This window comes from Franzmannia pantelleriensis (genome assembly GCF_900102875.1).
In the GTDB taxonomy this organism is placed as follows: domain Bacteria; phylum Pseudomonadota; class Gammaproteobacteria; order Pseudomonadales; family Halomonadaceae; genus Franzmannia; species Franzmannia pantelleriensis.
The window spans coordinates 75,891-88,197 of sequence record NZ_FNGH01000009.1; the positions used below are offsets into that span (position 1 = coordinate 75,891).

At 64.8% G+C, this 12,307-nt stretch carries 6 protein-coding genes; all 6 read right to left on the reverse strand.

Features of this window, described 5'->3' with window-relative positions; genetic code table 11:
* Positions 1-13: 13 nt before the first annotated feature.
* The 6 genes from BLT16_RS12555 to BLT16_RS12580 all read right to left on the reverse strand — a co-directional run bounded on the left by BLT16_RS12555 (position 14) and on the right by BLT16_RS12580 (position 12,273).
* Positions 14-1,675 carry a CTP synthase gene (locus tag BLT16_RS12555; RefSeq protein WP_089658860.1) on the reverse strand — a complete coding sequence of 554 codons (1,662 nt, stop codon included), beginning with the start codon at positions 1,673-1,675 and terminating at the stop codon, positions 14-16.
* Positions 1,676-2,197: 522 nt separating this feature from the next.
* Entirely contained in the window at positions 2,198-3,616 is a 1,419-nt protein-coding gene (locus BLT16_RS12560) for an FAD-dependent oxidoreductase (RefSeq protein ID WP_089658861.1), read from the reverse strand.
* Between the two features lie 33 nt (positions 3,617-3,649).
* Positions 3,650-8,101, reverse strand: a complete 4,452-nt coding sequence (gene gltB, locus BLT16_RS12565; RefSeq protein WP_089658862.1) for a glutamate synthase large subunit — start codon at positions 8,099-8,101, stop codon at positions 3,650-3,652.
* Positions 8,102-8,526: 425 nt separating this feature from the next.
* Complete coding sequence (gene aroB, locus BLT16_RS12570; protein WP_089658863.1) at positions 8,527-9,633, reverse strand: 3-dehydroquinate synthase; 1,107 nt, start codon at positions 9,631-9,633, stop codon at positions 8,527-8,529.
* A 1-nt stretch (position 9,634) separates the two neighbouring features.
* Positions 9,635-10,177 (reverse strand): shikimate kinase AroK, encoded by a 543-nt coding sequence (aroK, locus tag BLT16_RS12575; RefSeq protein ID WP_089658864.1) that lies wholly within the window; start codon positions 10,175-10,177, stop codon positions 9,635-9,637.
* Complete coding sequence (locus BLT16_RS12580; protein WP_089658865.1) at positions 10,177-12,273, reverse strand: type IV pilus secretin PilQ; 2,097 nt, start codon at positions 12,271-12,273, stop codon at positions 10,177-10,179. The genes aroK and BLT16_RS12580 overlap by 1 nt, the downstream gene beginning before the upstream one ends.
* Positions 12,274-12,307 lie beyond the last annotated feature (34 nt).

Sequence of the window (12,307 nt, forward strand, 5' to 3'; positions counted from 1 at the left end):
TCGCTCCTTGAGCTCAGCCCTGCGGCTGGGCCTGGGACTGCTGACGGGCGCGGACGTTCTTGTGCTCCAGCGCGGCGTTGACGAAGCCCGAGAACAGCGGATGACCGTCGCGCGGCGTCGAGGTGAACTCGGGGTGGAACTGGCAGGCCACGTACCAGGGGTGATCCGGCAGCTCGACCATTTCGACCAGCGACTGGTCGACACTCTTGCCTGAGACCACCAGGCCGGCCTTTTCCAGCTCATCGATGAACTGGTTGTTGACCTCGAAGCGGTGGCGGTGACGCTCGACGATCTCGTCGCTGCCGTAGGCCTCGCGGGCCTTGCTGCCCGCCTTGAGATGGCATATCTGGCCACCCAGGCGCATGGTGCCACCCAGGTCGGAGGCGGCGTCACGCAGCTCGATCTTGCCTTCAGGGCTGAGCCACTCGGTGATCAGGCCGACTACTGGGTGCTGGGTATCGTGGGTGAACTCGGTGGAGTTGGCGTCATTCCAGCCGGCCACGTGGCGCGCGAACTCGATTACCGCGACCTGCATGCCGAGGCAGATACCCAGATAGGGGATGCCGTTCTCGCGGGCATAGCGGGCGGTGGCGATCTTGCCCTCCACGCCGCGCTCGCCGAAGCCGCCGGGCACCAGGATGGCGTCCTTGCCGGCCAGGCGGTCGGTACCGTGTCGCTCGATGTCCTCGGAGTCGACATAGTCCACGTTGACCTTGACCCGCCCCTGGATGCCGGCGTGAATCAGCGCCTCGTTGAGCGACTTGTAGGCGTCGAGCAGCTCCATGTACTTGCCGACCATGGCGATATTGACCGACTTGAGCGGATTGAGCTTGGCATCGAGCACACGGATCCACTCGTGCAGGTCGGCCTCAGAGGCCTCCAGCCGCAGCTTGTCGCAGACGATCTCGTCGAGGCCGTGCTCGTGGAGCATCAGCGGGATGCGGTAGATGGTGTCGGCGTCCTGCAGCGGCACCACGGCGCGCTCTTCGACGTTGGTGAACAGCGCGATCTTGCGCCGCTCGCTGGCCTCGAGCTCGACCTCGCTGCGGCAGATCAGGATGTCCGGCTGGATACCGATGGAGCGCAGCTCCTTGACGCTGTGCTGGGTCGGTTTGGTCTTGGTCTCCCCGGCGGTCTTGATGTAGGGCACCAGGGTGAGGTGCATAAAGATCGCGCGGTTGGCGCCGAGCTCGCTTCTGATCTGGCGGATCGACTCGAGGAACGGCAGCGACTCGATGTCGCCCACGGTGCCGCCAATCTCGACCAGCGCCACGTCAAAGCCCTCGCCGCCTTCGTAGACCCGGCGCTTGATCTCGTCGGTGATATGCGGGATCACCTGGACGGTGCCGCCGAGGTAGTCACCGCGGCGCTCCTTGCGCAGCACGTGCTCGTAGACGCGGCCGGTGGTGAAGTTGTTGCCCTGGGTCATCTTGGTGCGGATGAAGCGCTCGTAGTGACCGAGGTCGAGGTCGGTCTCGGCGCCATCTTCGGTGACGAACACCTCGCCGTGCTGGAAGGGGCTCATGGTGCCGGGATCGACGTTGATGTACGGATCCAGCTTGAGCATGGTGACCTTGAGGCCGCGCGCCTCGAGAATCGCCGCCAGCGAAGCCGACGCGATGCCCTTGCCGAGAGAGGACACAACGCCGCCGGTCACGAAGATATATCGTGTCATGGAAAACCTGTCGAAACGTGATCAGAAGGCGCCGCAGGAAACCGCGCCAGGATGGGACGACAGAGTAGCAGATTCGGCGAATCGGCTCAATTTTGGCGAGGCTAACGGAGTGGCATCAATAGTCAGGTGCTGCCGGCGCCTCCTGAAGGCGAGACGCGTGACCCCAAGGGCGAAACCCTGGCCATTCACTGGCGGCCTACGCGTCGGGGCAAACCGGGGTCCCTCCCGCTTGCCCCTCGATCGACATCCATGTCGATCGCCGCGTGCCGCTGCGCTACTGGCCAGCGCCCTAGGGAAGTCACGCCGCTGCGCCTCCAGGAGGCTTGGGTCGCGGAATTCCACGCCCAACCTAGCGGCGGCCGCCGAAGGTCAGCGGCGCCGGGGACAGGTCGTAGAGGGGGTTCGATGCCAGGGATGGCATCGGTAGCGTCCAGGGACGGATTCACAGCGCCCCCTCGAAGACCTGTCGCCGGAAAAGCCGCGAGCTACTGGCACCACTCCGGCGCCGCTCACTTTGGTGGCTCACACCCCCAGATAGTCGAGGATGCCCTCGCCGGCCTGGCGGCCCTCGTAGACGGCCGTCACCACCAGGTCGGAGCCACGCACCATGTCGCCACCGGCAAAGATCTTCTCGTTGCTGGTCTGGAAGGCGAACGCCGCCTCCTCGCTGGTCTGGATGCGACCGCGCTCGTCCACCTCGATGCGGTTGGGCTCAAGCCAGTCGATATCAGTAGGCTGGAAACCGAAGGCGACGACTACCGCATCGGCGGGCAGAATCTCCTCGGAGCCCGGCACCACCTCGGGGCGCTGGCGGCCATTCTCATCAGGCTCGCCGAGCCGCGTGCGTACCACCTTGACGCCCTCGACCCGCTCCTCGCCGACCACTGCCACCGGCTGACGGTTGAACAGAAATTCGACGCCCTCTTCGCGGGCATTCTTCACCTCACGCTTGGAGCCGGGCATGTTGTCCTCGTCACGGCGGTAGGCGCAGGTCACGCTGGCCGCCCCCTGGCGGATCGCCGTGCGGTTGCAGTCCATGGCGGTATCGCCGCCGCCCAGCACGACCACCCGCTGCCCTTCCAGCGATACATAGTCGGCCGGATCCTTCTCAAAGCCCAGACAGTGATTGACGTTGGCGATCAGGTAGTCGAGCGCCTTGTGCACGCCAGGTAGATCCTCGCCCGGGAAACCGCCCTGCATGTACTTGTAGGTACCCATGCCCATGAATACCGCATCGTACTCGGCAAGCAGGTCATCGATGGTCACGTCGCTGCCGATATCGGTGTTGAGGCGAAACTCGATGCCCATCTCCTCGAACACTGCGCGGCGCCGCTCCATGACGTGCTTCTCGAGCTTGAACTCGGGAATGCCGAAGGTCAGCAGGCCGCCGATCTCCGGATAGCGGTCATAGACCACCGGCTTGACGCCGCTGCGTACCAGGATATCGGCGCAGCCGAGCCCTGCCGGGCCGGCGCCGATCACCGCCACCTTCTTATCGGTCCAGGTCACCTGGGACATGTCCGGGCGCCAGCCCATGGCGAAGGCGGTATCGGTGATGTACTTCTCCACCGAGCCGATGGTCACCGCGCCGAAGCCGTCGTTGAGGGTGCAGTCACCCTCGCACAGGCGGTCCTGGGGGCACACCCGGCCGCACACCTCGGGCAGCGAGTTGGTCTGGTGCGACAGCTCCGCGGCCTCCAGGATGTTGCCCTCGCTGACCAGCTTCAGCCAGTTGGGAATATAGTTGTGTACCGGGCACTTCCACTCGCAGTAGGGGTTGCCACAGTGCAGGCAGCGATGCGCCTGGCTGGCCGCCTCCTGGGGCTTGTAGGGCTCGTAGATCTCGGCGAATTCCTTGGCCCGGGTACGTGCCTCTTTCTTCTGCGGGTCCTGGCGACCCACATCGATGAACTGAAAGTCGTTGCTCAGACGGTTTGCCATGGTCGTCTCTCCTCGAAGTCTGGAACGTCGGGCTTACTCGGGCCGCCGGCGGGATTCGGCGAGCAGGCCGTTGAGGCTCGCTGCCTTGGGCTTCACCAGCCAGAAGTGGCGGATGAAGTCGCTGAAGTCCTCGAGAATCGCCTTGCCGCGGGCCGAATCGGTGGCCGCAACGTACTCTTCGATGACTTCCCGCAGGTGGCGCCGGTAGGCCTCCATGGCCTCGGTGTTGATCCGATGGATCTCGACCAGCTCGTGGTTGTACTTGTCGACGAAGGTACGGTCCTCGTCGAGCACATAGGCGAAGCCCCCGGTCATGCCTGCGCCGAAGTTGACGCCTGTCTCGCCCAGCACGGCCACCAGGCCGCCGGTCATGTACTCGCAGCAGTGGTCGCCGGCACCTTCGATGACCGCATGGGCACCGGAGTTGCGCACGCCGAAACGCTCGCCGGCCTGGCCGGCGGCGAACAGCTTGCCGCCGGTGGCGCCGTACAGGCAGGTGTTGCCGACGATCGCCGTCGCGTGGCTCTCGAAGGTGCTGGCCCGCGGCGGCACGATGGTGATCGAGCCACCGTTCATGCCTTTGCCGACGTAGTCGTTGGCGTCGCCCTCGAGGTGCAAATGCAGGCCGCGGGCGTTCCACACCCCGAAGCTCTGGCCCGCAACGCCGGTGAAGCGCGCGGTGATCGGCGCATCTTCGAGCCCCTCTTCGCCGTAGCGCTTGGCGATGGCCCCGGAGGTGAGCGCCGCCACGCTGCGGTCGCAGTTGGTGATGGTGAACGAGAACTCGCCGCCCGACTTGGCCTCGATGGCACCCTTGAGGGCGTCGAGCACCTCGCGGTTCTTGGCGCCCGGATCATGCGGCACGTTGCGCTCCACCTGGCAGAACTGCGGCGCGTCGGCCGGCACGTGGTCGTTCTCCAGCAGCGGTGTCAGGTCGAGCCGGCGCTGGGCGTTGGACTGCCCCTCGATCGCCTCGAGCAGGTCAGTGCGGCCGATCAGATCGGTGAGCTGGCGCACGCCGAGCATCGCCATCAGCTCGCGCACTTCCTCGGCAATGAAGCGGAAGTAGTGCTTGACCATGTCGACGGTGCCGCGGAAGTGCTCGTCACGCAGGTACTGGTGCTGGGTAGCGACGCCGGTGGCGCAGTTGTTGAGATGGCAGATGCGCAGGTACTTGCAGCCCAGCGCGACCATCGGCGCGGTGCCGAAGCCGAAGCTCTCGGCGCCGAGAATCGCCGCCTTGACCACGTCGAGGCCGGTCTTTAGACCACCGTCGGTCTGCAGACGGATCTTGTCGCGCAGGCCGTTGATGCGCAGCGCCTGGTGCACCTCGGGCAGCCCCAACTCCCAGGGGCTGCCGGCGTGCTTGATCGAGGTCAGCGGACTGGCCGCGGTGCCGCCGTCGTAGCCCGACACGGTGATCAGGTCGGCGTAGGCCTTGGCCACGCCGGTGGCAATGGTGCCGATCCCCGGCTCGGAGACCAGCTTGACCGAGACCTGGGCATCCGGATTGACCTGCTTGAGATCGAAGATCAGCTGCGCCAGGTCTTCGATGGAGTAGATGTCGTGGTGCGGCGGCGGCGAGATCAGCGTCACGCCGGGCACCGAGTAGCGCAGCCGTGCGATCAGCTCGTTGACCTTGCCGCCGGGCAGCTGGCCGCCCTCACCGGGTTTGGCGCCCTGGGCCACCTTGATCTGCAGCACCTCGGCATTGACCAGATAGGCCGGCGTCACACCGAAACGCCCCGAGGCGATCTGCTTGATCTTGGACGAGCGGATGGTGCCATAGCGCGCGGGATCCTCGCCGCCCTCGCCGGAGTTGGAGCGCCCGCCAGCCTCGTTCATGGCCTGGGCCAGCGCCTCGTGCGCCTCCGGCGACAGCGCGCCCAGCGACATGCCGGCGCTGTCGAAGCGCGGAAGCATGCTCTCCACCGGCTCCACTTCATCCAGCGGCAGCGGCTCAGCGGCCGGCTTGAGGGCCAGCAGATCTCGAATGGTCGCCACCGGGCGATCATTGACCAGCTGGGCGAATTTCTTCCACTTCTGATAGTCGCCCTGCTGGACCGCCTCCTGCAGTGTCATCACCACATCGGGGTTGTAGGCGTGATACTCCTTGCCGTGGACGTACTTGACCAGACCACCCTGACTGATGCCCTTGCGCGGCAGCCAGGCGTCGCGCGCCTGCAGCGACTGCTGCATCTGGATCTCGGCGAAGCCGGCACCCTCGATGCGCGAGGCCATGCCGGTAAAACACATCTCCATCACTTCGGTGTGCAGGCCCACCGCTTCGAAAAGCTGCGAGCCGCGGTAGGAAGCCAGGGTCGAGATGCCCATCTTGGAGAGGATCTTGTAGAGCCCTTTCTGCATGCCCTTGCGGTAGTTCTCGCGGGCATCCGCCGGGTTGCCGGTCAGCTCGCCGGTGCGGTGCATATCGGCCAGCACCTGGTAAGCCAGGTAGGGATAGACCGCGGTGGCACCCACGCCGAACAGTACCGCCATCTGGTGGGCATCGCGTGCGTAGCCGGTCTCAACCACGATATTGACCCGCGGGCGCAGCGCCAGCCGGCCCAGGTGGTGGTGGATGGCGCCGGTGGCCAGCGCCGCATGGATCGGCAGTTGGCCCTTCTCGAGACTGGCATCCGACAGCACCAGGATCACCTTGCCATCCCTCGCCGCCGCCTCGGCTTCCTGGCAGAGGGCCTGCAGCGCCTGCTTGAGCCCCTGCTGCTCGGGGTCATAGGCAAGCGACAAGGCATGACTGGCGAAGGCCGGATCCTCGTGACTGACCAGCGCGGTAAACTTGCGCGGCGACAGGATCGGCGTGGTCAGGATGATCCGGTGGGCATGCTCCGGCGTCGCCTCGAAGACATTGAGCTCGGCCCCGATGCAGGTCTCCAGGGACATCACGATCGCTTCGCGCAGCGGGTCGATGGGCGGATTGGTGACCTGGGCAAACTTCTGCCGGAAGTGGTCAGTGAGCACCCGATTCTGGCGCGACAGCACCGCCATGGGCGTGTCGTCGCCCATGGAGCCCACCGCCTCCTGGCCACTCTCGGCCAGCGGCCGCAACAGCTGGTCGCGCTCCTCGAAGCTGATCTGGAACATCTTCTGATAGACGTTGAGATCGTCGGTGTCCATCGGCTGGAAGCGCGCCAGCTCGGTGAGCGCCGATTCCAGATAGTGGGCGCGGTCCTTCAACCAGCGCTTGTAGGGGAAGGCCGACTTGAGACGGTTGTCGATGTCCTCGGTGTGCAGCACCTCGCCGGTCTCGGTGTCGATGCCGAGCACCTGGCCGGGACCAACGCGCCCCTTGGCGACCACGTCCTCTGGCGCGTAGTCATAGGTACCGATCTCCGACGCCAAGGTGATGAAACCGTTCTTGGTGATCACCCAGCGCGCCGGACGCAGGCCGTTGCGGTCGAGCATGCACACTGCATGGCGGCCGTCGGTCATGACCATGCCGGCCGGGCCGTCCCATGGCTCCATGTGCATCGAGTTGTACTCGTAGAAGGCGCGCAGGTCGCCGTCCATGGTCTCGACGTTCTGCCATGCCGGCGGCACCATCATGCGAATGGCGTTGTAGATGTCCATGCCGCCGGTCATCAGCACCTCGAGCATGTTATCCATGCTCGAGGAGTCGGAGCCCACGGTATTGACGATTTCATCGAGCTCGGCGATGTCCGGCAGCAGCTCGTTGACGAAATTTTCCTTGCGCGAGTTGGCCCAGCCGCGGTTGGCCTCGATGGTGTTGATCTCACCGTTGTGCGCCAGGAAGCGGAACGGCTGCGCCAGCGGCCAGCGCGGTGCGGTGTTGGTGGAGAAGCGCTGGTGGAAGACGCAGATCGCCGTCTCCAGGCGTTCGTCGCCGAGGTCGCGATAAAAGGTCGGCAGGTCAACGGGCATCATCAAGCCCTTGTAGGAGACCACCTTGGCCGACAGCGAGCAGATGTAAAAGTCTGCTTCGTCGCGCAGGCGCTGCTCGGCGCGGCGCCGGGCCATGAACAGGTCGACGGCCAGTTGGGCATCGAGTCGCTCGTCAGCGGCCTCGACGAACAGCTGGCGAATGCGCGGCAGGCAGTCCAGCGCCATCGGCCCGCACACGCTGGCGTCGGTAGGTACATCGCGCCAGCCGTGCACGGTCAGGTTGCGCGCTGCCAGCTCGGCTTCCAGCACCTCGCGGGCATGGTCTTCGCGAGCATCGTCATCGGGCAGAAAGATGCTGCCCACGGCAAAGCTGCGCCCCAGTTCGACACCCAGCGACTCACGGGCCACGGCGCGCATGAAGTCGGCGGGCATCTTCAGCAGCAGGCCGCAGCCATCGCCGGTCTTGCCGTCAGCGGCAATACCGCCGCGGTGGGTCATGCAGGTCAGCGACTCAATGGCGGTCTTGAGCAGCGCATGGCTGGCCTGGCCCTCCATATGCGCGATCAGGCCGAAGCCGCAGTTGTCCCGGAACTCACCCGGCTGATGAAGACCCTGTCTCATGGGCGTGCCTCACTGAAATCGATGTCTTGTGTCCAGAAGCGCTCAGTGCTATTATCGAATGTTTTTCTTTATTTATGACTACCGTTGAGCGGCCGTTGTCTGGCGTGAAAAAGGCCGTACAGCATAGCTAGCTACCCTGTGACACGCAATTCCCCACCTTCTCCTCAATCAGAAAAATCGCCAAAAATCGGCTAGTTAGCTCACCATTCAATAAAAAACACGTGGCAGGTCAATGACTTGTACCCTCACTCCTCCCTGCTCCTCGCCGTTAGACTTTAGTCTTGCTTTTACGCAAAAAGCCATGCGAGTTGTGCATAAGGCATGCGAATTACTGCCAGAGCGCCAAGCCGCACAGCAGAAAAAAACGGCGCCTGCGGTCAGCAGGCGCCGTGATCTGGATGTGGCGCAGAGCGAAGGCAGCGAAATCAGCTGCGTGGATAGTCGTTCAGCAGTGCCTCCAGCAGCGCCGGCGGCGTCTCGTCATTCAAGCAGGCATCGCCCAGCCCACGCAGCAGTATCAGGCGTAGCCGGGCATCGATATTCTTCTTGTCGAGTCGCATGCGACTCAGAAAGTCGTCCTTCCCCATGGCCGCGGGCGCCGACTCGGGGAGGCCAGCGGCGGCGATGATGCGCCGAGTGCGGGCGACGTCCGCGTCTGTCAGCCACCCCAGCCGCCGCGACAGCTCGGCGGCCATCAGCATTCCCGTGCCTACCGCCTCGCCGTGCAGCCAGTTGCCGTAGCCCTGATGTGCTTCGATGGCGTGGCCGAAGGTATGGCCAAGATTGAGCAGCGCACGCACGCCTTGCTCGGTCTCGTCGGCGGCAACGATCTCGGCCTTGAGCGCACAGCTACGGCGAATCGCCTCGCGCAGCACCTCGCCATCAAGCTCGCGCAGCGCCACCATGTTGGCCTCCAGCCAGGCCAGGAAGTCGGCATCACGAATCAGGCCATACTTGATCACCTCGGCAAGCCCCGCCGAGAACTCCCGCGCCGGCAGGGTGGCCAGGGTCGCAGTATCGATCAGCACCGCACGCGGCTGCCAGAAGGCACCAATCATGTTCTTGCCCAGCGGATGATTGACGCCGGTCTTGCCGCCCACCGAGGAGTCGACCTGGGAGAGTAGCGTGGTGGGCACCTGGATGAAGGCCACACCGCGCTGATAGCTGGCGGCCGCATAGCCCACCATGTCACCAATCACGCCGCCCCCCAGCGCCACCAGGGTGCAGCGACGATTGAAGCCGGCCTCGAGCAGGGCATCCCAAATGCGGCTGACGTGATCGAGGGTCTTGGTTGCCTCGCCGTCGGGCAGCACCAGCTCGCGCACCTCCAGGTCGGCGGGCAGGCCGGCCTTGAAGCGTTCGAGGTGGTACGGCGCCACGACCTCGTTGGTCACGACCATCACCTGGCGACCGGCCAGATGGGGCGACAGCCACTGGGGATCGCCGAGCAGATCGGCACCGATATGGATGGGGTAACTGCGCTCGCCGAGTTCGACGTTGAGCGTCACCGGCGACGTGGAAGATGTGGTCATGTCAGGCCTTGCATTGCAGTGGATCGACGAGACGCGTCACGCGGCGCACGATTTCGCTGACGACCGAACGCGGGCCACGGCGGTCGGTGCGCACGATGAGGTCGGCGGTGGCACGATACAGCGGATCGCGCTTGGCAAACATGCCGCGCAGGATCTCTTCGGGATTGCCGTTCTGCAGCAGCGGGCGATTGCGATCCTTGGCAGTCCGCCGCAGCTGCTGCTCGACGGTGGTATAGAGGTAGATCACCGTGCCGCGCTCGCGCAAGGCACGGCGATTACTCTCGCGCATCACCGCGCCACCGCCGGTAGCGACCACCACGCCCTCGCGCTGGGTGAGCTCATCGACCATGGCTTCCTCGCGCTCACGGAACCCCGCCTCGCCCTCGATCTCGAAGATCCACGGGATATCGGCGCCACAGCGGCCCTGGATCTCGTGATCGCTATCGAAGAAGTCACGCGACAGCTCGGCCGCCAACAGGCGGCCGATGGTGCTCTTGCCGGCCCCCATGGGGCCGATCAGAAATAGATTGGGTAAGTCCTGCATCAGCGAATTGCCAGTCCGTCCTCGATGATTCTCGGGGTGATGAATACCAGCAACTCTACCTTTTCGCTCGAGTCTTGGGTATAGCGGAACAGATTGCCGATCAGCGGTAGGTCACCGAAGAACGGCGTCTTGAACAGGCTGCGGATCTGCTCGGTGGTGAGAATCCCGCCCAGCACCACGGTTTCGCCGTTGTCGACCAGTACCTGAGTCTCGATCTGATTGGTATCGATCGCCGGTGCCCCTTCAAAACTCTGGTCGGATACGGTGTCGTTGTTGATCATCAGATCCATGATGATGCGATTATCCGGGGTGATCTGCGGGGTGACCTCGAGCGACAGCACCGCCTCCTTGAACTCGGTACTGGTCGCACCACTGGAGGTAGCCTCCTGATAGGGAATCTCGGTGCCCTGCTTGATCACCGCGGTGCGCTGATTGGCGGTAATCACCCGCGGCTGGGAGATGGTCTGGCTCTTGCCTTCACTCTCCAGGGCGCGCAGCTCGAGGTCGAGCAGGATGTCGCCGGAGAGGTAGCCGAAGGCAAAGGTACTCAATGGGTTGGTGGCGCTCCCCATGTCCACTGCCAAGCCTCCCCGGGCACGGTTGAGCCCCTGCGGGTTGATGTTACGCCCCACGTTGTCGACGAGGTTATTCACCTCTGGAGGTGAAAGCGTATCACCTGATCTCTCACGCTCCCGAAATCCGCGGGTCGAAGAGGCGCCCCAGCGCACGCCCAGCTCACGAGTGGCACTGTCGCGGGCGATCACGATGCGCGCCTCGATCTGCACCTGGCGCACCGCGACGTCGAGCTGGTCCAGGGTGCGCAAAATGCTCTGGATCTGATCGGCAGTGTCTTGAATCAACAGGGTGTTGGTGCGCTGGTCGACGCTGACCCGGCCACGCTCGGTGAGCAGCCCGAAGCCGCCCTCGCCACGCAGCAGGGCGGCGAGGTCCGAAGCCCGGGCATAGCGAACCTGGATCATTTCGGTGGTCAGCGGGGAGAGCGTCTCCATCTGCTCGCGGGATTCGATCTCCTGGCGCTCGATATTGGCCAGCTCCGAGGCCGGCGCCACCACGATCACATTGCCCTCCTGGCGGCTGGCCAGGCCGTGACTCTTGAGCACCAGGTCAAGGGCCTGATCCCAGGGCACATCCTCGAGATTGAGGGTGACGTTACCGGTGACGCTGTCGCTGGCGACCAGATTGAGACCGGTAAAATCGGCGATGATCGCCAACACCGAGCGCACTTCGATGTCCTGGAAGTTGAGCGTGATACGCTCGCCGGTATAGGCAAAGCGGTCGCGTTCACGGGTCTCGCGCTCGGCCTGGGACACCGGCTGAATCTCGATCACCAGCTCGCGGCCGGTGTGGGTCGAGAGCATCGCATAGTCGCCGCTGGCTTCCAGCTCGAGGGTCACACCATCGCGCCCCGGCTGCGGACTGATGCGCCGCAGCGGCGTGCCAAAATCGGTCACGTCGAGCACCTGATCGAGCTCGGCCGGCAGCTCCACCCGGCGCAGTTCGGCGATCACGCGACTGCCGCTCTCGCGGACCCGGGAATCGACACCCGAGCGGTCGAAGGTAACGATCAGTCGCCCGGCCCCCTCTTCGCCACGGCGAAAGTCGATCTCCTCGATGCGCGGCTCACGGCTGACAGGCTCAGCGGCGCGTTGCGCAGCGGCCGGCTCGGCCCGGGGCATCGACGCAGGCTGAGCGCCACCGTCACCCCCGATCGACAGCACCAGGGAATTCCCTTCCTGGCGCGTGTTGTAGGGCAGCGCACCCTCGAGGGCGAACACCAGCCGGGTACGCGACCCAGCTTCGAGAGTGGTCAAATCACGCACCCCGGCGATCTCCAGCGACTGCCGGCTACGCTCGAGGCGACTGGCGGTGTCCATCAGGTCGATGGTCAAACGCGCCGGATCGTCGAGACGATAGCCTCGCACCTCTGGGACGCCACCACCGAACGTCAGCACGACCTCCAGCTCGCCCCCCGCCCCCTGACGATAGCTAAGGTCGTCGAGCGTCGATGCCGCCAGCGCTGGCAGGCTCAGCAGCGCCAAGGTCAGGGCTGCAGTCAGACGCGTGATAATGCTCATTGTCGTATTCCCCTGCGCCACGCCGCCTGCCCTC

Bases quoted from the DNA above. Each gene is read 5' to 3' on its own strand.
- gltB (WP_089658862.1), bottom strand. From the start codon at position 8,101: ATGAGACAGGGTCTTCATCAGCCGGGTGAGTTCCGGGACAACTGCGGC.
- BLT16_RS12555 (WP_089658860.1), bottom strand. From the start codon at position 1,675: ATGACACGATATATCTTCGTGACCGGCGGCGTTGTGTCCTCTCTCGGC.
- BLT16_RS12580 (WP_089658865.1), bottom strand. From the start codon at position 12,273: ATGAGCATTATCACGCGTCTGACTGCAGCCCTGACCTTGGCGCTGCTG.
- aroK (WP_089658864.1), bottom strand. From the start codon at position 10,177: ATGCAGGACTTACCCAATCTATTTCTGATCGGCCCCATGGGGGCCGGC.
- BLT16_RS12560 (WP_089658861.1), bottom strand. From the start codon at position 3,616: ATGGCAAACCGTCTGAGCAACGACTTTCAGTTCATCGATGTGGGTCGC.
- aroB (WP_089658863.1), bottom strand. From the start codon at position 9,633: ATGACCACATCTTCCACGTCGCCGGTGACGCTCAACGTCGAACTCGGC.